This window comes from Microbacterium album, from assembly GCF_014643695.1.
GTDB classification, from domain to species: domain Bacteria; phylum Actinomycetota; class Actinomycetes; order Actinomycetales; family Microbacteriaceae; genus Microbacterium; species Microbacterium album.
On record NZ_BMJY01000004.1, the window covers coordinates 114,978 to 134,331 of the forward strand.

A 19,354-nucleotide genomic window follows, 5' to 3' on the forward strand; every position below is an offset into this window, starting at 1 on the left:
GCAGGGTTCAGGCGGCGCGCTGCAGGCCGCGGGCGCCGAGCGCCGCGAAGATGCGCTCGGTGATCTCGTCGAGGTCGCCGACCCCGTCGATCGTGTCGACGATCCCGCGCGTGCGGTACACGGCCAGGATCGGCGCGGTCTCGCGCTCGTAGATGTCCAGGCGGTGCGCGATCGCCGCCTCCGTGTCATCCGTGCGGCCCTGGTCCTTGGCGCGCAGGGCGAGGCGCTGCAGGCTCTCCTCGCGCGGCACGCTGAGCTCGATGACCGCGTCGAGCGACTCCTCGCGACCGATCAGGAAGTCGTCCAGGTGCGACACCTGGGCGACGTTGCGGGGGTACCCGTCCAGCAGGAACCCGTGCGCGGCATCCGGCTGCGCCAGGCGGTCGCGCACGATCGCGCTGGTCAGCTCGTCCGGCACGAGGTCGCCCGCGTCCGTGATCTCCTTGACCTGCTGGCCCAGCTCCGTGCCCTCCTTGATGTTGGCGCGGAAGATGTCGCCGGTCGAGACCACGGGGATCCCGAAGGCCTCCGCGACGCGCACGCCCTGCGTGCCCTTGCCCGAGCCCTGCGGTCCGACGATCAGAAGGCGGGTGGAACCGGTGTGCTGTGCCGTCATCGGAGGAGCCCTTCGTAGTGGCGCTGCTGAAGCTGCGCGTCGATCTGCTTCACGGTCTCGAGGCCGACGCCCACGATGATCAGGATCGAGGCGCCACCGAACGGGAAGTTCTGGTTGGCGCCGACCGTGGCCAGCGCGACGAGCGGGATGAGCGCGATGAGACCGAGGTAGATCGAACCGGGGAACGTGATGCGGGTCAGCACGTAGTCCAGGTACTCGGCGGTGGGACGACCGGCGCGGATGCCGGGGATGAAACCGCCGTACTTCTTCATGTTGTCGGCGACGTCGACCGGGTTGAACGTGATCGCCACGTAGAAGTACGTGAAGCCGATGATCAGCAGGAAGTACACCGCCATGTACAGCGGGTGGTCGCCCGTCGTCAGGTACTGCGAGATCCAGGTGACCCACTCCGGCGGCATGCTGCCGTCGGTGGGCGTGTTGAACTGCCCGATGAGCGCCGGGATGTACAGCAGCGACGACGCGAAGATGACCGGCACGACGCCCGCCATGTTCACCTTGATCGGGATGTAGGTGTTGGTGCCGCCGTAGGTGCGGCGACCCACCATGCGCTTGGCGTACTGCACGGGAACGCGCCGCTGCGACTGCTCGACGAACACGACGAGCGCGACCACCACGAGACCGACCGCCATCACGAGCAGGAAGATCTCGAAGCCGCGGGCCGCCCAGATGGCGCCCATCGCGCCCGGGAAGGTCGCCGCGATCGAGGTGAAGATGAGCAGCGACATGCCGTTGCCGATGCCGCGCTCGGTCACCATCTCGGCGAACCACATGACCAGGCCGGTGCCGGCGGTCATGGTGAAGATCATGAGCAGCTGGGCCCACCACACGTCGTTGGTGAGCAGCTGCGTGCACTCCGGGATGCCGGTCACGCCGAACAGCTGGCCGCTGCGCGCGACGGTGACGAGCGTGGTCGACTGCAGCAGCGCGAGCGCGATCGTCAGGTAGCGCGTGTACTGCGTGAGCTTGGCCTGACCCGCCTGGCCCTCCTTGTGGAGGGTCTCGAAGTGCGGGATGACCACGCGCAGCAGCTGCGTGATGATCGTGGCCGTGATGTACGGCATCACGCCCAGCGCGAAGATCGACAGCTGCAGCAGCGCGCCACCCGAGAACAGGTTGACGAGCGAGAGGAGGCCGTCCGTGCCGGAGGTCAGATCGATACAGCTCTGCACGTTCGGGAAGTTGACGAACGGCGTCGGCACGTGCGCGCCGAAGCGGTAGATCGCGATGATCGCAAGCGTGAAACCGATCTTCCGCCGCAGATCCGGCGTGCGGAAAATCCGCGCGATGGCGCTAAACAAGGACGTGCCTCCCGGGGATGAGGTGGCCGGATCAGGTGGGCCGACCTCCAGGCTAACGCAAGGGGCCGGAAGCAAATGCTCCCGGCCCCTTGAGTGGTTACTTGACGCTTCCGCCTGCGGCGACGATCTTCTGCTCTGCCGAGCCGGAGACCTTGTCGACCGAGACGTTCAGGGCCACGGTGATGTCGCCACCGCCGAGGACCTTGACCTTCTCGTTCTTGCGGACGGCACCCTTCGCGACCAGGTCGCTCACGGTGACGTCCCCACCCTGCGGGTAGAGCTCCGCGAGCTTGTCCAGGTTCACGACCTGGTACTCGACGCGGAACGGGTTCTTGAAGCCGCGCAGCTTGGGCGTGCGCATGTGCAGCGGCATCTGGCCACCCTCGAAGCCGGCGCGCACGGTGTTGCGGGCCTTGGTGCCCTTCGTGCCGCGGCCGGCCGTCTTGCCCTTGGAGCCCTCACCGCGACCCACGCGGGTCTTCGCGGTGTTGGCGCCCGGGACCGGACGGAGGTGGTGCACCTTGAGCACGCCGGGGCGCTGCGCCTCGGCGGCCTTGTCGGCCTTCTTCTCAGCCATCAGTCGATCTCCTCCACCTTCACGAGGTGAGCGACGGCCCGGACGTAACCGCGCGTCTGCGCGTCGTCGGGACGGACGACCGAGTCGCCGATCCGCTTCAGGCCGAGGCTGCGCAGCGTGTCACGCTGGTTCTGCTTCTCGCTCACCTTGGACTTGGTCTGCGTCACCTTCAGACGAGCAGCCATTACGCACCTGCCTTCGCAGCAGCGGCGGCCTCGGCCTCCGCACGGACGAGACGCGCGGGCGCGACCTGATCGAACTCGAGACCGCGACGCGCGGCGACCGCGCGGGGCTCCTCGAGCTGCTTCAGGGCCTCGACCGTCGCGTGCACGATGTTGATCGTGTTCGACGAGCCCAGCGACTTCGACAGCACGTCGTGGATGCCGGCGCACTCGAGCACGGCGCGCACGGGACCACCGGCGATAACACCGGTACCGGCCGACGCGGGGCGCAGCATGACGACACCGGCGGCTGCCTCACCCTGCACGGGGTGCGGGATGGTGGCGCCGGCGCGCGGCACGCGGAAGAAGTTGCGCTTGGCGTCCTCGACGCCCTTCGAGATCGCCAGGGGCACCTCGCGGGCCTTGCCGTAGCCGACGCCGACCACGCCGTTGCCGTCACCGACGACCACGAGAGCGGTGAAGCTGAAGCGACGACCACCCTTCACGACCTTCGAGACGCGGTTGATCGTGACGACGCGCTCCAGGAACTGGCTGTCCGAACCGCGCGAGTTGCGGTCGCGACTCTGGTTGCGGTCGCGGCCGCCGCGGCGGTCGCCACGCTGCTCGTTGCGCTGCTCGGTCTGCGCCGCCTGCTCGGTGGCAGGCTCGGCGGCCTCGGTGGTCACAGCGTTCTCCTTGTTCTCACTCACAGGTTCAGCCCCCCTTCACGGGCGCCCTCGGCGATCGCGGCCACGCGACCGGCGTACCGGTTGCCGCCGCGGTCGAACACGACGTCCGTGAAGCCGGCGGCCTTCGCGCGCTCGGCGATCAGCTCGCCGACCTTGCGGGCCTTGACGGTCTTGTCGCCGTCGAGGGCGCGCAGGTCGGTCTCGAGGGTCGAGGCGGAGGCCACGGTGTGGCCCTTGCTGTCGTCGACGAGCTGCACGAACACGTGGCGCGCCGAACGGGTCACGACGAGACGAGGACGGGCCTCGGTGCCGACGACCTTCTTGCGAAGGCGAACGTGACGCCGCTTGCGGCTTACGGTCTTCGACTTCACAGCCATGATTACTTACCAGCCTTTCCGGCCTTGCGACGCACGACCTCGCCGGCGTAGCGCACACCCTTGCCCTTGTACGGCTCGGGCTTGCGGATCTTGCGGATGTTGGCGGCGGTCTCACCGACGGCCTGCTTGTCGATGCCGCTCACGGTGAGCTTGTTGTTGCCCTCGACCGTGAAGGTGATGCCGGCCGGCGGCTCGACGGTCACGGGGTGCGAGAAGCCCAGGGCGAACTCGATCGCCGAGCCCTTCTGCGCCACGCGGTAACCGGTGCCGACGACCTCGAGGCCCTTGGAGTAGCCCTGCGTCACGCCGATGATGTTGTTGTTGATCAGGGTGCGCGTGAGACCGTGCAGCGAGCGCGACTCGCGCTCGTCGTCGGGGCGGGTGACGAGAACCTGGTTCTCCTCGACCTTCACCTCGATGGGCTTGGCCACGGTGAGCGCGAGCTCGCCCTTGGGGCCCTTCACGGCAACCTGCTGCCCGTCGACCGTCACGGTGACGCCGGCGGGGATGTCAATGGGAAGACGTCCGATACGCGACATGGGGGGATCACCACACGTAGGCGAGAACTTCTCCGCCCACGCCCTTCTGCTCTGCCTGACGGTCGGTGAGAAGACCGGAGGAGGTGGACAGGATGGCGACGCCGAGACCGCCGAGCACGCGGGGCAGCTCGGTGGACTTCGCGTACACGCGGAGTCCGGGCTTCGACACGCGCTTGATGCCGGCGATCGACCGCTCACGGTTCGGGCCGTACTTCAGGGTCAGCGTGAGGTTCTTGCCGACGCGCGCGTCGGTCTCCTCCCACGCCGCGATGTAACCCTCCTGCTTGAGGATCTCCGCGATGTGCGTCTTCAGCTTGCTCGACGGCAGCGTCACGGAATCGTGGTGCGCCGAGTTCGCGTTGCGCAGACGGGTCAGCATATCTGCGACCGGGTCTGTCATGGTCATGAGGAATGTCCTTTGGTCATGAGGTTTCGGCTGCCGTTACACGACAGACGACCTTCGATGATTCAGCGGTGTTCAGTTGTGCGAGCAACGCTCCGCCGCCGGCCGGGGGGCAGGCCCCCGGACCGGCGGCGGAAACGCACAAACGCTCGATTGTAACTCAGGCCTGCTGGTCGTCCGCGCGGAACGGGAAGCCGAGGTGACGCAGGAACGCGCGTCCCTCGTCGTCCGTCTTCGCGGAGGTGACGATCGTGATGTCGAAGCCGCGGACGCGGTCGATCTTGTCCTGGTCGATCTCGTGGAAGACCGACTGCTCCTGCAGACCGAACGTGTAGTTGCCGTTGCCGTCGAACTGCTTGCCCGACAGGCCGCGGAAGTCGCGGATGCGGGGCAGGGCCAGCGAGATCAGGCGGTCCAGGAACTCCCAGGCGCGGTCGCCCCGGAGGGTGACGTGCGCGCCGATGGGCTGGCCCTCGCGCAGCTTGAACTGCGCGATCGACTTCTTCGCCTTGGTGACGACCGGCTTCTGACCGGTGATCGCGGTGAGGTCGGCGACCGCACCCTCGATCACCTTGCTGTCGCGAGCGGCCTCGCCGACACCCGTGTTCACGACCACCTTGACCAGGCCGGGGATCTGCATGACGTTCGGGTAGCCGAACTCGTCCTGCAGCTTCTGCCGGATCTGGTCGCGGTAGACCTGCTTCAAGCGCGGCTGGATTTTGCCAGCCGGCGCGGCAGTCGTGGTGCTCATCTTCAGATGTCCTTACCTGACTTCTTCGCGACGCGCACGCGAACCATGCGCTTCACGCCGTCCTTCGCCTGCTCCTCGACACGGAAGCCCACGCGGGTCGGCTTCTTCGTCTCGGGGTCGACAAGCGCGACGTTGGAAATGTGGATGGGTGCCTCGTACGTCTCGATGCCACCGGTCTTGGTACCGCGCTGGGTCTGCCCGATCCGGTTGTGCTTCGTGATGTAGTTGACGCCCTCGACGACGACGCGGTTGCCGCCGTCCACGACGTCGAGGACCTTGCCCTGCTTGCCGCGGTCGCCGCCGCGCTCCTGCTTGGCACCCGTGATGACCTGGACCAGGTCACCCTTCTTGATCTTCGCCATGGGTTACAGCACCTCCGGGGCGAGCGAGACGATCTTCATGAACTTGCGGTCACGAAGCTCGCGGCCGACCGGGCCGAAGATGCGGGTGCCGCGGGGCTCCCCGTCGTTCTTCAGGATCACGGCGGCGTTCTCGTCGAACTTGATGTACGAGCCGTCGGCGCGGCGCGTCTGCTTCACGGTGCGGACGACGACCGCCTTGACGACGTCGCCCTTCTTCACGTTTCCGCCCGGGATCGCGTCCTTCACCGTCGCGACGATGGTGTCGCCCACGCCCGCGTAACGGCGGTTCGAGCCGCCGAGCACGCGGATGGTGAGCAGCTCCTTCGCACCGGTGTTGTCGGCGACCTTGAGGCGGGATTCGTTCTGAATCATGTGTTACTTCGCCTTCTCGAGGATCTCGACCAGGCGCCAGCGCTTGGTGGCGCTGAGCGGGCGGGTCTCGTTGATGAGCACGAGGTCGCCGATGCCGGCGGTGTTCTGCTCGTCGTGCGCCTTCAGCTTCTTGGTGCGACGGATGACCTTGCCGTAGAGGGGGTGCTTCACGCGGTCCTCGACCTCGACGACGATCGTCTTGTCCATCTTGTCGCTCACGACATAACCGCGGGCAGCCTTGCGGTAACCACGGGCGTCGACATCGCGCACATCGTGCTCAGCGTGCGCGCCGACCTTCTTCTCGGTGGCCATCACTCAGCCTCTCCCTCGGCGGTCGAAGTCTCCTCGGACTTCTTCGCCTTGCTCTTCTTGGCCTTCGTCTCGACCGGAGCGGGCGTGGCACGGATGCCGAGCTCGCGCTCGCGGATCACGGTGTAGAGCCGCGCGATGTCGCGCTTGACGGCGCGGATGCGGCCGTGGCTCTCGAGCTGCCCCGTGGCCGACTGGAAGCGCAGGTTGAACAGCTCTTCCTTGGCCTTGCGCAGCTCCTCGACGAGGCGCTGGTCTTCGAACGTGTCGAGCTCGCTGGTGGCGAGCTCCTTGGTGCCGATCGCCATTACGCGTCGCCCTCCTCGCGCTTGATGATGCGTGCCTTGAGCGGCAGCTTGTGAATGGCACGGGTCAGGGCCTCACGAGCGAGCTGCTCGTTGACGCCGGCGACCTCGAACAGGACGCGACCCGGCTTGACGTTGGCGACCCACCACTCCGGCGAGCCCTTACCGGAACCCATGCGGGTCTCGGCGGGCTTCTTCGTGAGCGGGCGGTCGGGGTAGATGTTGATCCACACCTTTCCGCCTCGCTTGATGTGACGCGTCATGGCGATACGAGCGGACTCGATCTGACGGTTCGTCACGTACGCGGGCGTGAGGGCCTGGATGCCGAACTCGCCGAAGGAGACCTTCGTGCCACCCGTCGCCTGACCATCCCGCTTGGGGTGGTGCTGCTTGCGGTACTTGACCTTGCGGGGGATGAGCATTACGCCGAAGCTCCTTCCGCGACCTGCTCGGCCGGCGCGTTGTCACGACGCGGGCCGCGGCGGCCGCCACGGTCGCGCGCCGGCTTCTGGTTCGCCTGCTCGCGCGCGAGTTCCTTGTTGGTGAGGTCGCCCTTGTAGATCCAGACCTTCACGCCGATGCGGCCGAAGGTGGTCTTGGCCTCGTAGAAGCCGTAGTCGATGTTCGCGCGCAGCGTGTGCAGCGGCACACGACCCTCGCGGTAGAACTCCGAACGGCTCATCTCCGCGCCGCCGAGGCGGCCCGAGACCTGGATCCGGACGCCCTTGGCGCCGGCGCGCTGCGCACCCTGCAGACCCTTGCGCATCGCGCGGCGGAAGGCCACGCGGGCGCTGAGCTGCTCGGCGACGCCCTGGGCGACGAGCTGAGCGTCGGCCTCGGGGTTCTTCACCTCGAGGATGTTCAGCTGGATCTGCTTGCCGGTGAGCTTCTCGAGCTCGCTGCGGATGCGCTCGGCCTCCGCGCCACGACGACCGATCACGATGCCCGGGCGGGCCGTGTGGATGTCGACGCGGACGCGGTCGCGCGTGCGCTCGATCTCGATGCGGCTCACGCCGGCACGGTCGAGCGACGTCTGCAGCAGCTTGCGGATCTTGATGTCCTCGGCCACGTAGTCGGCGTACCGCTGACCCGGCTTGGTCGAGTCAGAGAACCAGCGCGAGACGTGGTCCGTCGTGATGCCGAGGCGGAAGCCGTAGGGGCTGACTTTCTGTCCCATTACTTGCTCGCCTTCTTGTTGCTGCCGGCAGCCGTGTCCGCGACCTCCGGCGTCGAGAGCACGACCGTGATGTGGCTCGTGCGCTTCTTGATCTGGAACGCGCGACCCTGGGCACGGGGCTGGAAACGCTTGAGCGTCGTGCCCTCGTCCACGTAGGCGTTCTTCACGAACAGGTCCTGCTCGTCCAGGTACTCGCCGTCCTTGTCGGCCTTCACCTGCGCGTTGGCCATGGCCGACGCGACGAGCTTGTAGATCGGCTCGGACGCCGACTGCGGCGCGAACTTCAGGATCGCGAGCGCTTCCTGGGCCTGCTTGCCCTTGATGAGCGCGACGACACGACGAGCCTTCTGAGGGGTCACGCGGATGTGTCGCACGCGTGCGATGGACTCCACCATTTCTTCTCCTCTTGCGTCACCGCGGTCAGCGGCGACGGCCCTTCTTGTCGTCCTTCACGTGGCCGCGGAAGGTGCGGGTGGGCGCGAACTCGCCCAGCTTGTGGCCGACCAGCGTCTCGGTCACGAACACGGGGATGTGCTTGCGACCGTCGTGCACGGCGATCGTGTGACCCAGCATGGCCGGGACGATCATCGAACGGCGCGACCAGGTCTTGATGACGTTCTTGGTGCCGGCTTCGTTCTGCGAGACAACCTTGCGCAGCAGGTGCTCGTCGACGAAGGGGCCCTTCTTCAGACTGCGGGGCATCTTCTTTACTCCTACTTGCGCTTCTTGCCGGCGTTACGACGACGCACGATGAGCTTGTCGCTTTCCTTGTTGGCGTGACGGGTGCGGCCCTCAGGCTGACCCCACGGGCTGACGGGGTGGCGTCCACCGCTCGTCTTGCCCTCACCACCACCGTGCGGGTGGTCGACCGGGTTCATGGCGACACCGCGGACGGTCGGGCGGACGCCCTTCCAGCGCTTGCGGCCGGCCTTGCCCCAGTTGATGTTCGACTGCTCGGCGTTGCCGACCTCGCCGATCGTGGCGCGGCAGCGCGCGTCCACGTTGCGGACCTCGCCCGAGGGCAGACGCAGCTGCGCGTACGGGCCGTCCTTGGCGACCAGACGCACCGCGGCGCCGGCCGAACGGGCCATCTTCGCGCCGCCGCCGGGGCGGAGCTCGATGGCGTGCACGACGGTACCCGTGGGGATGTTGCGCAGCGGCAGGTTGTTGCCGGGCTTGATGTCGGCGTTCGGACCCGACTCGACGACGTCGCCCTGCTGCAGCTTGTTCGGCGCGAGGATGTAGCGCTTCGTGCCGTCCACGTAGTGCAGCAGCGCGATGCGCGCGGTGCGGTTGGGGTCGTACTCGATGTGAGCGACCTTGGCGTTGATGCCGTCCTTGTCGTTGCGACGGAAGTCGATCACGCGGTACTGGCGCTTGTGGCCACCACCGATGTGACGCGTCGTGATGCGGCCCTGGTTGTTGCGGCCGCCCGTCTTGGAGAGCGGGCGCAGCAGCGACTTCTCAGGCGTCGACCGGGTGATCTCCGCGAAGTCAGCCACCGACGAGCCGCGGCGACCGGGGGTCGTGGGCTTGTAGTTGCGAATAGCCATGTTCTCTCTTCCTCCCCGACCGTCAGCCGACTGCCGTGAAGATGTCGATGGTGCCCGACTTGAGCGTCACGATGGCGCGCTTGGTGTCCTTGCGCTTGCCGGTGCCGAAGCGGGTGCGGCGGGCCTTGCCGACGCGGTTGATCGTGTTGACCGAGGCGACCTTCACGCCGAAGATCTTCTCGATCGCGAGCTTGATCTCGCTCTTGTTCGAGCGGGGGTCCACGAGGAACGTGTACTTGCCCTCGTCGATCAGCGAGTAGCTCTTCTCCGAGACGATCGGCTTCAGGATGATGTCGCGCGGGTCCTTCTGGACGGCGGTCATGCCGAGACCTCCTCAGTGGCGCCGGTCTTCAGCGCGACGAACGCGTCGAAGGCGGCCTTGGTGAAGACGATGTCGTCGGCGACGAGCACGTCGTAGGCGTTGAGCTGGTCGGCGAACAGCACGTGCACGTACGACAGGTTGCGCACGCTCAGGTAGCCGACCTCGTCGTCACGGTCCAGCACGACGAGCACGTTCTTCGTCGGGGCGACCTGCGCGAGGTACGCGGCGGCGGCCTTCGTCGAAGGGGTGTCGATGCCGAACGAGTCGACGATGTGCAGACGCTCGCCGCGCAGACGGTCGCTCAGCGCGCCCGCGAGGGCGGCGGCGATCATCTTCTTGGGCGTGCGCTGGGCGTAGTTGCGCGGCTTCGGGCCGTGCACGATGCCACCGCCGGTCATGTGCGGCGCGCGGATCGAGCCCTGACGGGCGTTACCCGTGCCCTTCTGCTTGAAGGGCTTGCGGCCGGCACCCGAGACCTCACCGCGACGCTTGGTCGAGTGAGTGCCCTGGCGAGCCGCGGCGAGCTGCGCCACGACGACCTGGTGGATGAGCGGGATGTTCGTCTTGACGTCGAACACCGAGGCGGGCAGCTCGACGGAGCCGGCCTTCTTGCCGTCGGTGCCGCGGACGTCGAGAGCGAGAGTCGAGTCAGCCATCTAACTCAGGCCCCCTTCACAGCGTTGCGGACGTACACGGTGCGACCGCGCGCGCCGGGGACCGCGCCCTTGACGAGCAGCAGACCCTTCTCGGCGTCGACGGCGTGCACCGTGAGGTTGAGGACGGTCACGCGCTCGGCGCCCATACGGCCGGCCATGCGCATGCCCTTGAACACGCGGCTCGGGGTCGACGAGGCGCCGATCGAACCGGGCTTGCGGTGGTTGCGGTGAGCACCGTGCGAGGCGGAGACGCCCTTGAAGTTGTGGCGCTTCATGACACCCGCGGTGCCCTTACCCTTGCTGGTGCCGACGACGTCGACCAGCTGGCCGGCCTCGAACGTGCCGTCCACCGTGATCTCCTGACCGAGCGCGTACTCGGCAGCGTCGGCGGTGCGGATCTCCGTGAGGTGGCGACGGGGGGTGACGCCCGCGGCCTCGAAGTGGGCCGTGAGGGGCTTGTTCACCTTGCGGGGGTCGATCTGGCCCGCCGCGATCTGCACGGCGCTGTAGCCGTCCTTCTCGGGCGTGCGGATCTGCGTGACGACGTTCGGAGCGAGCTCGATCACCGTGACGGGGATGAGCTTGCCGTTCTCGTTCCACACCTGGGTCATGCCGAGCTTCGTGCCGAGCATGCCCTTCGAAACCTTGTTGTTGATGTCAGCCATGTCGAACCTCAGAGCTTGATCTCGATGTTGACGTCGGCCGGCAGGTCGAGACGCATCAGCGAGTCGACGGCCTTCGGCGTCGGGTCGACGATGTCGATGAGGCGCTTGTGCGTGCGCATCTCGAAGTGCTCGCGGCTGTCCTTGTACTTGTGGGGAGAACGGATCACGACGACCACGTTCTTCTCGGTCGGCAGGGGCACGGGCCCCACGACCTGGGCGCCCGCACGGGTCACCGTGTCGACGATCTTGCGCGCCGACGTGTCGATGACCTCGTGGTCATACGACTTCAGGCGAATGCGGATCTTCTGTCCCGCCATGTGTCTGCTCACTCTCTTTACGCGTCGTACCTCTCGGGCATTGGACGCACGTGCCCTCCGGATACCCTTCGGGCGAACCAATCGGTCCTGTGTTCACATGTCAGCCCACGCGCGCAGAGATCCCCCTGCGAGGTGGTTGTGTGATTTCGTTCTCCTGCCCGCGGCCCAGACTCGGGGGTCTGTGCACTGCCCTGGCAGTGATCCGGCGCGTCGAACGCGCAGGAATGTGGAACTTGTCTATTCTGCCACCCCGCACGCGGCATTGGCAACCCGGGCGTGTCGCGCCCCGACCCGCGGAATCCCGCGGCTCGGGACCCCGCGTGGAGCCCTCTCCCAGCCGGCGCAAGCGAAGGGATCCGCGATCCCGAAGGCCATCTCGCGCGATCCGCCTTCAGGATCGCCGATCCCTTCGGATGCGCCGGGGGCACGGTTCGTCCACAGGCGTGGATTCCGGCGGGTATCTCCCCGGAGAGGTGACGCGAGCCGTGCGGAGGGTGCTCGGCTCGGCAGGGTGTCGGCATGGATCTGCTCGCCTTCCTCATGGCTCACGACGGCATCGCCCGCACCCGGACACTCGTCGACGCCGGCTACTCGCGCCATGCGATCGCGGGGGTGCTGCAGCGCGGGGAGCTCCGCAGGCCTCGCAAGGGATGGGTGTACGTCCCGGGGACGGATCGGATGCTGGTGCGAGCAGCGGTGTCGGGCGTCGTCCTCACCTGCGTGACCCAGGCCGCAAGGCTCGGCCTCTGGACGCTGTGCGACGACGACACGGTGCATGTCGCAGCGCTGGCGCCTGCCTCGGTCGTCGTCGAGCGCGCCCACGTGCACTGGGCGGAGCCGCTGATCCCGCGCGACCGCGACCGGCTCGAGGACCCGGTCGAGAACGTCCTCACGCTCGTGGCGGACTGCCAACCGCACGAGCGCGCGCTGGCGATCTGGGACTCCGCGTTTCAGCAGGGACTCGTGGACCGCGACTCCTTCGGGCGATACCGCCTCTCTCCCGCCGCGCGCCGGCTCCTCGCGGAGACCTCGCCGTTCCGCGACTCGGGGGTGGAGACCTTCGTGTTCACGCGTCTCAGCTGGCTTCCCGTGCCCATCCGCTCGCAGGTGTGGCTGTACGGCCACCGCGTGGACTTCCTCATCGGCGAACGGCTCGTCGTCCAGGTCGATGGCGGACACCACGTCGGCGCGCAGAGGGCGTCCGACAACGAGCACGACGCGATCCTGCGCCTGCACGGTTACACCGTCATCCGCGTCACCTACACGCAGGTGATGGAGCGGTGGCCCGAGGTGCAGGATCTCATCCTGCGTGCGATCGCCCAGGGCCTGCACAAGGCGGCATAGCCCCGCCGCAAGGCGAAGGGATCCGCGATTCCGAAGGTGTCCTGGCTGGATCGGCCTTCGGATTCGCGGATCCCTTCGGAATCGCCGGCAGGTCAGTACCAGTTGACGGCCTGGGAGTGGCCCCAGGCGGCGCAGGGGGTGCCGTAGGCGCGGGAGATGTAATCGAGGCCCCACGCGATCTGCGTCGTGGCGTTGGTCGCCCAGTCGGCGCCCGCCGTGGCCATCTTGTTGCCCGGCAGCGACTGGGGGATGCCGTACGCGCCGCTCGAGGGGTTCTGCGCCTGGTGGTTCCAGCCGGACTCCTTGTTCCACAGCGAGACCAGGCAGCCGAACTGGTCGCCGCCCCAGCCGTACTGCGCCGCGGCCATGCGCTGCGCGGTCGCCTGGGCGCCCGCGACGGAGTTCGACGACGCGAGGGACTCGGTCGCGACGCGCTCCGCGGCCGCACGCTCCTCCGCCGCGGCCCGCTCGGCGGCGGCGCGCTCCTCGGCGGCCTTGCGCTCGGCGGCAGCGCGCTCCTCGGCGGCCTTGCGCTCGGCCTCGGCCTGGCGCGCGGCCTCCTCGTCCTCGGCCTTCTGGATCGCCGCGGTCTGCGCCGCGACCTGCTGCGTCTCGGACGCGGCACGGTCGACCATGCCCATCACCACGACGGCGGGCATCTTGTCGTACCCCTTGAGCGTTGCGACGTAGCCGCTCAGCTGCTTCGTGTCGACGCCCTCCTTGGCCTCGCCCAGGACGGTCTCCGCGCGCTCGAGGGTCTCCTCCGCGACGGCGATCGCCCCGGGGTCGGCGCTGGCGGGCACGGGGCTCTGCACGGCCTTCGGCGGCGAGGGCACCGTCGCGGCCGACACCGCGGTGACGCCGCTGAGGGCCACGCCCGCCGCGATGGCGGATCCGATGAGCCAGCGATTGCGGCGGGCTCGACGCTCGCGGCGCAGCAGCGTCAGGTGGTTCGCGCGGGGGAAGGGGGTCAGGATCGGGCTGTTCGAGTTCTCGATGTCGTTCTGCGTCATACCTTGCGTTTCGTGTCGGGGCGCCCGCGTCGTCGCCCTCGGACTTCACCGGAAGAGCGGACGGCCGCTTCGGGACGCGGCCGTGAAGGCACGGACTCTCGACCCTGGCGGTCGCGTCTGGACGAAACCCCGCCATGGCCTGGCAGCGGCGTGGACGATCGGTGGGCGTTACCTGAACGTTATCTTCGGCGGCCCCCGTCCGACTCATTCCTCCGAGAGCAGTTCGGCGATCTCGTCCTGGGTGAGGGGCACCCACGGCGCACCGCCGGGATCCAGCTGAACCGCCGCGGGATTGTCGCCCTGCGTCCACCAGCGAGCCTCATAAGCGATGCCGTCCAGCATCACGCGATCGCCCGCGACGTACACGTCCCCACGGGTCCAGGCCGGATAGAAGTCGGCCGGCAGGCTCAGCTGGGGCACGGGGGTCTCGCCCGGCAGCACCGGACCGATCAGGCGCCAGGGGTGGTCGGTCGCCGCCACGGTCGGATCATCCGGCTGATCGCCGGACGTCCACCACTTCGCCGCGTAGACGTTGCGTCGCCACACGACCCGGGTCTCGGCGGGATAGGTCGCCTCCTCGTCCCAGATCGGATACGGGCTGGTCGCCGGGTCGTCGGTGATCTCGCCGGGCCGCACGGGCGGCGGCGGGGTGGCCGCGTCGGCCGCGGCATGGTCGGGAGAGCCGCGGAAGCCCGCGGCCAGCACCGTCGCGAACCTCAGGTCGCCCTGATCGACTCCGCTGCACGAGTCGGACACGACGTGCAGGTCCACGTACGCCGCGGCGCACGTGCGATCGCGGTTCGCGGACCACATCGACATCCGTCCCAGGCCCACGTCCGCCGCGAAGGCGTTGAGCGCCCGGGCGTCGTCGAGGGTGAACGTCTCGGCCACGACGTCGTTCTGCCCGATCATGGGCGTGGCTCCGACCATCCGCCACGCGGTGCGGTCTCCCACCGAGAGGCCGTGGTCGGTGTACAGCGCCACGAGCTGGCGGTGCGTGGCGCGGAGAGATCCCTCGATCACCTCCGCGAGCCCCGTCGCGGCCTCCGCACCCGTGAAGTTCATGGTCATCACGTTGACGCCCGCGATGTTCGCGCCCGCGTCGAGGAACGACTGAACGGTCGCGACCGCGTCCGGCGGCATGCCGCTCGACCCCACGGGCAGGGTCAGCCACACCGACACGGGCGACTCCCCCGCGTCGCGCTGCTCCTGCTGGATCTGCGCGATCGCCTCGGCGCGGCGCGTCCGCGAACGCTCGTCCGCGAGTGCCGCGCCCTCGATGTCGAGGTCGATGGTCGCGAGCTCGTACCGGTCGATCACCCTGCGGTATTCGTCGGCGAGCGCGTCCACCGAGTCACACGCGAGGGCCAGTTCGTCGTTGAGCAGGCCGCCGAACGAGACGATCACGTCGCCGCCCGCTTGACGCAGGCGCGCGATCCGCCGCTCCAGATCGAGACCCTGGCGCGCCTCGTCGAGGGAGTAGTGCGTGCCCCACGAGGCCTCGCACGCGCCCTCGCCGGCCGCGACGACGAAGCTCAGCACGGCGTGGCGCGGCTCGTCGTCGGCCACCGACTCGAACGGATGGGCGGGCGTGGCCGTGACGTCCACGTAGCTCGCGAACCAGGGCGTGCTGCGCTCCGCCTCCCGCTCGTCCTGCCACCACCGGAATCCGGTCAAGCCGCCCACGACGAGCGCCGCGACGATCGCGACGAGGACGGTGAGCCGGAAGATCGACAGCCGGCGCCCGGGGAACCTCTTGGACATCTCTGGGGTCACCTCGCTCATCGCGGGCTCACCCGGCGGCGCACGTCGTTCTTGCGGGCGACGTCCCTCCCGAGGCGGCGGTCGCCGTGGTAGAGGATCCCGGCCCAGTCCACGTCCTGCGGCCCCGCGGCTTCGCGCGTCTCCGCAGCCTTCGCGCGCCGGTCGCGCTTCGGCTTGCGTGGCACGTAGAGCCAGTTGAGGACGCCCAGGCCCATGTCGACGAGCGAGTTGCGGATGCCGATGTACGCGACGATCGCCCACGCGCACAGCGTGGCGTTCACGGCGGCGAAGGCCGCGTTGCCCCAGTTCTGCGCGTTGATGTCCCGGATGAGGGTGACGATCGAGAACGCCACGATGACGTACGGGATCAGGACGTAGATGCCGGGAGCGGCGGTGCGGTCGCGCACCTTGGGCGTGCGGGCGAAGGGGATCTTCGCGTTCGTCACGGACTGCTGCACCGACTTCAGCACGCCCGCGACGTTGACGGCCAGCAGCACCAGGTTGAACCCGTAGATGCGGAAGACGTCCGACGCCCGGTACCCGTTCGTGCGCAGGTCCGACGCCATGCACAGGAAGTACGGAGCCGCGGCGCCCAGGACCCAGGGGCTCAGCAGGCGGCTGTCGTACGGATAGCCCAGCAGGAAGATCAGGCCCAGGCTCGCCCACGCGATCGAGGCCATGTAGTTGACCCGCAGCAGGATCTCGCGGCGCAGGATGCGCTCGCGCCGGAACCGGCGCTCGCGCAGCTGGCGCGAGAACTTCGGCAGGATCAGCAGCCCGCCGTTCGCCCAGCGCCGGCGCTGCACGACGAGGGATCCGAAGTCCGGCGGCGTGGCACTGTAGCTGAGGCGCTCCGGATAGTTGACCAGCTTCCATCCGTGCGTGCCCAGGTCGATGCTCGACTCGGTGTCCTCGATCACCGTGCGGTCCTGGATGTACGTGGCGATCTCGTAGCCGCCGACGGTCTGGCGCTCGACGATGTCATCCAGCGCGCGCTTGCGGATGACGGCGTTCGCGCCGACCCAGAAGGTGGCGTCGTAGTAGGTCATGCCCTGGTGGAGGATGTGCTGGATGTCCGTGGTGGCGCCGGCCATCCGCTCGATACGGCTCGGGGCGCCGCGATAGGAGGAGTACGGCGTCTGCGTGACCGCGACGCGCTCGTTGCCGGGCTCTTCCAGCAGATAGACCAGCCGCACGCAGTAGTCGCGCAGCAGCATCGAATCGGCGTCGAGCGTCAGCAGGTACTCCGAGTCCGGGATGTCCAGCTCCGCCGGCTCGCCGGGCTCCGCGGGCGCGAGCACGTCGCCGTCGCTCAGGGACTCGACCTTCCACCGCCGACCCATCAGCGCGATGTACGAGTTGAGGTTCATCGCCTTGTTCGCCTCGTGCGACAGCGACGCGTACCGCTTCCGCTCGAACGACGCGACCTCGGCCGTGAAGATGCGCACGAGCCGGTCCTGCAGCTGCACCATACGCTCGGGAGACGGTGCGTCGCCCTGGTCGCGCGCGCCGTCGAGTGCGATCTTGGTCAGCCGGAGATCGCCCACCAGGCCCATGAGCACCCGGTCGACGAAGAAGGCGTCCATGTGGTCCACCAGGGGATGCGCCTGGGCACGCGCCTCGAGCCAGTCCGCAGCGAAGCCGTAGTCGTCGGCGACGCGCTCGAGCACGTCCTGCGGCGTGACGTCCGCGCCGTCGAGATCGACGCGCACGCGTTCGGCTCCCTCGGCGAGGCGCCGCCGCGGCTCCTCGAGCTCGGCCATCACCCGCCGGGGCAGCTCGCGCGCCGACTCGAGCAGCGCCCGATCGCCCTCGTCCTCGGGGTCCGGCGGGTCGTCGATCAGCAGGACGATCCGCTTTCGGGGGAACTCCTGCAGCGCGGCCGACCACACGGTCTTCGCCACGACGTCGGGCTCCTCGCGGTACGACGGGATGAGCACCGTCACGCCGCGATCGTCGTCACCCGAGAAGTGCTGGTCGATCAGGGCGCGGGGCACCCTGCGGTGGTCGCGGAAGCGGTAGAGCGCCCCCTGACGGGCGGTCAGGTACATCAGCGCGGAGAACGACAGGAACGTGACCACCAGGAGGTAGGACGTCGACTCCAGCACGAACCGCAGGGTTCGCGCGTCGCCCTCGATGAACTCGCGGACGACGGTCGTGATCGTGTACATCAGCCACGCGAAGATCGTCACGAGGATCGCGACCCGGCCGAGCACGATCTTCCGCGCCGATGGACGGTCGTGCATGATCGCCATGGGCGCGGTCGTACGCTCGGCGCCCCACTGTCTTCTGGGCGCGCGAACGGGTGCCTGCTGTGTCATCGGTCCTCATCGAGGTGCGGGATGCGCTATCGCTTCTCGTCGGGTCGAGCGACCGCGCGCGCTCAGCATAGCGGCATCCCGGGTGATCCATTTCGTCCGCCTGACACATCCGGACATGCGGAAGGGCCGGGACCTCGCGGTCCCGGCCCTTCCGAGCGATCCCAGGGGGATTACTTGATGATCTTGGTCACCGTTCCGGCGCCGACGGTGCGGCCACCCTCACGGATCGCGAAGCCGAGGCCCTCCTCCATGGCGATGGGCTGGATGAGCTCCACCGTCATGTCCGTGGTGTCACCGGGCATGACCATCTCGGTGCCCTCGGGCAGCGTGATGACGCCGGTCACGTCCGTGGTGCGGAAGTAGAACTGCGGGCGGTAGTTCGTGTAGAAGGGGTTGTGACGGCCACCCTCGTCCTTCGACAGGATGTACGCGGTGCCCTCGAAGTTGGTGTGCGGAGTCACCGAACCCGGCTTCACGACGACCTGGCCGCGCTCGACGTCCTCACGCTTCAGACCACGGAGCAGGAGACCACAGTTCTCACCGGCCCACGCCTCGTCCAGCTGCTTGTGGAACATCTCGATACCCGTGACCGTGGTCTTCTGCGTCGCGCGGATGCCGACGATCTCGACCTCGGAGTTGATGGCGAGCGTGCCACGCTCGGCGCGACCCGTGACGACCGTGCCACGACCGGTGATCGTGAAGACGTCCTCGATCGGCATCAGGAAGGGCTTGTCGCGGTCACGCACCGGGTCCGGGATGGACTCGTCGACGGCCTCCATGAGCTCGACGACCGACTGCGCCCACTTCTCGTCACCCTCGAGGGCCTTCAGGCCCGAGACGCGGATGACCGGAGCGTCGTCGCCCGGGAAGCCCTGCGACGAGAGGAGCTCGCGGACCTCGAGCTCGACGAGCTCCAGGATCTCCTCGTCGTCCACCATGTCGGCCTTGTTCAGCGCGACGAGCAGGTACGGCACGCCGACCTGCTTGGCGAGCAGGACGTGCTCACGCGTCTGCGCCATGGGACCGTCGGTGGCGGCGACCACGAGGATCGCGCCGTCCATCTGGGCGGCACCCGTGATCATGTTCTTGATGTAGTCGGCGTGACCCGGGGCGTCGACGTGAGCGTAGTGGCGCTTCGGCGTCTCGTACTCGACGTGCGAGATGTTGATCGTGATGCCGCGCTGGCGCTCCTCCGGAGCCGAGTCGATCGACGAGAAGTCGCGAACGACGTTGACGTCCGACGGGTACTTGTCGGCGAGCACCTTCGAGATCGCCGCGGTGAGCGTCGTCTTGCCGTGGTCGACGTGACCGATCGTTCCGATGTTCACGTGCGGCTTGGTGCGCTCGAACTTGGCCTTAGCCACTGGGTCCTCCTCAGGACGGTTCATGGATCATCGCCGGGCGCTGGATTGCGACCGGGTCTGTCCGGGGATGGTTCTCAG

At 68.2% G+C, this 19,354-nt stretch carries 27 protein-coding genes; 1 reads left to right on the plus strand and 26 read right to left on the minus strand.

The genetic code is table 11. The features are described from left to right. Nucleotides 1-7: 7 nt before the first annotated feature. From IEX37_RS07010 to rpsJ, 22 genes are all read right to left on the minus strand, one after another. Entirely contained in the window at nt 8-616 is a 609-nt protein-coding gene (locus tag IEX37_RS07010; RefSeq protein ID WP_188755543.1) for an adenylate kinase, read from the minus strand. Then, entirely contained in the window at nt 613-1,935 is a 1,323-nt protein-coding gene (gene secY, locus IEX37_RS07015; protein WP_188755544.1) for a preprotein translocase subunit SecY, read from the minus strand. The genes IEX37_RS07010 and secY overlap by 4 nt, the downstream gene beginning before the upstream one ends. A 97-nt stretch (nt 1,936-2,032) precedes the next feature. Then, on the minus strand, nt 2,033-2,512 hold the full coding sequence (gene rplO / locus IEX37_RS07020; protein ID WP_373286254.1) for a 50S ribosomal protein L15: 480 nt from the start codon (nt 2,510-2,512) through the stop codon (nt 2,033-2,035). Next, a complete protein-coding gene (gene rpmD, locus IEX37_RS07025; RefSeq protein WP_188755545.1) occupies nt 2,512-2,697 on the minus strand; it encodes a 50S ribosomal protein L30 in 186 nt (61 codons plus the stop codon). The genes rplO and rpmD overlap by 1 nt, the downstream gene beginning before the upstream one ends. Beyond that, on the minus strand, nt 2,697-3,383 hold the full coding sequence (gene rpsE / locus IEX37_RS07030) for a 30S ribosomal protein S5 (protein ID WP_188755546.1): 687 nt from the start codon (nt 3,381-3,383) through the stop codon (nt 2,697-2,699). The genes rpmD and rpsE overlap by 1 nt, the downstream gene beginning before the upstream one ends. Next, entirely contained in the window at nt 3,380-3,739 is a 360-nt protein-coding gene (gene rplR, locus IEX37_RS07035; RefSeq protein WP_188755547.1) for a 50S ribosomal protein L18, read from the minus strand. The genes rpsE and rplR overlap by 4 nt, the downstream gene beginning before the upstream one ends. Before the next feature lie 2 nt (nt 3,740-3,741). After that, nucleotides 3,742-4,278 carry a 50S ribosomal protein L6 gene (rplF, locus tag IEX37_RS07040; protein WP_188755548.1) on the minus strand — a complete coding sequence of 179 codons (537 nt, stop codon included), beginning with the start codon at nt 4,276-4,278 and terminating at the stop codon, nt 3,742-3,744. A 7-nt stretch (nt 4,279-4,285) separates the two neighbouring features. After that, nucleotides 4,286-4,684: a 30S ribosomal protein S8 gene (rpsH, locus tag IEX37_RS07045; RefSeq protein ID WP_188755549.1), complete on the minus strand. Its 399-nt coding sequence runs from the start codon at nt 4,682-4,684 to the stop codon at nt 4,286-4,288. A gap of 157 nt (nt 4,685-4,841) precedes the next feature. Next, nucleotides 4,842-5,432 carry a 50S ribosomal protein L5 gene (rplE, locus tag IEX37_RS07050; RefSeq protein WP_188755550.1) on the minus strand — a complete coding sequence of 197 codons (591 nt, stop codon included), beginning with the start codon at nt 5,430-5,432 and terminating at the stop codon, nt 4,842-4,844. Between the two features lie 2 nt (nt 5,433-5,434). Beyond that, a complete protein-coding gene (rplX, locus tag IEX37_RS07055) occupies nt 5,435-5,794 on the minus strand; it encodes a 50S ribosomal protein L24 (RefSeq protein ID WP_188755551.1) in 360 nt (119 codons plus the stop codon). A 3-nt stretch (nt 5,795-5,797) separates the two neighbouring features. Further along, nucleotides 5,798-6,166, minus strand: coding sequence for a 50S ribosomal protein L14 (gene rplN / locus IEX37_RS07060; protein ID WP_166319896.1), 369 nt, complete (start codon nt 6,164-6,166; stop codon nt 5,798-5,800). 3 nt (nt 6,167-6,169) lie between these two features. Further along, nucleotides 6,170-6,478, minus strand: a complete 309-nt coding sequence (gene rpsQ, locus IEX37_RS07065; protein WP_188755552.1) for a 30S ribosomal protein S17 — start codon at nt 6,476-6,478, stop codon at nt 6,170-6,172. Continuing rightward, entirely contained in the window at nt 6,478-6,783 is a 306-nt protein-coding gene (rpmC, locus tag IEX37_RS07070) for a 50S ribosomal protein L29 (RefSeq protein WP_188755553.1), read from the minus strand. Before rpmC ends, rpsQ begins: the two co-directional genes overlap by 1 nt. After that, on the minus strand, nt 6,783-7,202 hold the full coding sequence (gene rplP, locus IEX37_RS07075) for a 50S ribosomal protein L16 (protein WP_067354305.1): 420 nt from the start codon (nt 7,200-7,202) through the stop codon (nt 6,783-6,785). The genes rpmC and rplP overlap by 1 nt, the downstream gene beginning before the upstream one ends. Then, entirely contained in the window at nt 7,202-7,957 is a 756-nt protein-coding gene (rpsC, locus tag IEX37_RS07080; protein ID WP_188755554.1) for a 30S ribosomal protein S3, read from the minus strand. The genes rplP and rpsC overlap by 1 nt, the downstream gene beginning before the upstream one ends. Beyond that, nucleotides 7,957-8,352, minus strand: coding sequence for a 50S ribosomal protein L22 (gene rplV / locus IEX37_RS07085; protein ID WP_188755555.1), 396 nt, complete (start codon nt 8,350-8,352; stop codon nt 7,957-7,959). The genes rpsC and rplV overlap by 1 nt, the downstream gene beginning before the upstream one ends. 25 nt (nt 8,353-8,377) lie before the next feature. Continuing rightward, nucleotides 8,378-8,659, minus strand: coding sequence for a 30S ribosomal protein S19 (rpsS, locus tag IEX37_RS07090; protein ID WP_188755556.1), 282 nt, complete (start codon nt 8,657-8,659; stop codon nt 8,378-8,380). An 11-nt stretch (nt 8,660-8,670) separates the two neighbouring features. Beyond that, nucleotides 8,671-9,510 (minus strand): 50S ribosomal protein L2, encoded by an 840-nt coding sequence (rplB, locus tag IEX37_RS07095; RefSeq protein WP_188755557.1) that lies wholly within the window; start codon nt 9,508-9,510, stop codon nt 8,671-8,673. A gap of 22 nt (nt 9,511-9,532) precedes the next feature. Further along, on the minus strand, nt 9,533-9,832 hold the full coding sequence (gene rplW, locus IEX37_RS07100; protein ID WP_188755558.1) for a 50S ribosomal protein L23: 300 nt from the start codon (nt 9,830-9,832) through the stop codon (nt 9,533-9,535). After that, nucleotides 9,829-10,488 carry a 50S ribosomal protein L4 gene (gene rplD, locus IEX37_RS07105; RefSeq protein ID WP_188755559.1) on the minus strand — a complete coding sequence of 220 codons (660 nt, stop codon included), beginning with the start codon at nt 10,486-10,488 and terminating at the stop codon, nt 9,829-9,831. Before rplD ends, rplW begins: the two co-directional genes overlap by 4 nt. A 5-nt stretch (nt 10,489-10,493) precedes the next feature. Next, nucleotides 10,494-11,153: a 50S ribosomal protein L3 gene (rplC, locus tag IEX37_RS07110; RefSeq protein WP_188755560.1), complete on the minus strand. Its 660-nt coding sequence runs from the start codon at nt 11,151-11,153 to the stop codon at nt 10,494-10,496. A gap of 8 nt (nt 11,154-11,161) precedes the next feature. Next, complete coding sequence (rpsJ, locus tag IEX37_RS07115) at nt 11,162-11,470, minus strand: 30S ribosomal protein S10 (RefSeq protein ID WP_055992136.1); 309 nt, start codon at nt 11,468-11,470, stop codon at nt 11,162-11,164. A 519-nt stretch (nt 11,471-11,989) separates the two neighbouring features. Between rpsJ and IEX37_RS07120 the strand changes: the two genes are divergently transcribed. Then, nucleotides 11,990-12,814, plus strand: coding sequence for a type IV toxin-antitoxin system AbiEi family antitoxin domain-containing protein (locus IEX37_RS07120; protein ID WP_188755561.1), 825 nt, complete (start codon nt 11,990-11,992; stop codon nt 12,812-12,814). 92 nt (nt 12,815-12,906) lie between these two features. On the opposite strand, the gene IEX37_RS07125 is transcribed toward IEX37_RS07120, so the two are convergent. The 4 genes from IEX37_RS07125 to tuf all read right to left on the minus strand — a co-directional run bounded on the left by IEX37_RS07125 (nt 12,907) and on the right by tuf (nt 19,276). Beyond that, complete coding sequence (locus IEX37_RS07125; RefSeq protein WP_229663128.1) at nt 12,907-13,827, minus strand: aggregation-promoting factor C-terminal-like domain-containing protein; 921 nt, start codon at nt 13,825-13,827, stop codon at nt 12,907-12,909. Nucleotides 13,828-14,031: 204 nt separating this feature from the next. Continuing rightward, complete coding sequence (locus IEX37_RS16095) at nt 14,032-15,591, minus strand: chitinase (RefSeq protein WP_188755642.1); 1,560 nt, start codon at nt 15,589-15,591, stop codon at nt 14,032-14,034. Between the two features lie 17 nt (nt 15,592-15,608). Next, nucleotides 15,609-17,846, minus strand: a complete 2,238-nt coding sequence (locus tag IEX37_RS07135; RefSeq protein WP_188755562.1) for a glycosyltransferase family 2 protein — start codon at nt 17,844-17,846, stop codon at nt 15,609-15,611. Nucleotides 17,847-18,082: 236 nt separating this feature from the next. Continuing rightward, entirely contained in the window at nt 18,083-19,276 is a 1,194-nt protein-coding gene (gene tuf / locus IEX37_RS07140) for an elongation factor Tu (protein WP_188755563.1), read from the minus strand. Nucleotides 19,277-19,354: the final 78 nt, after the last annotated feature.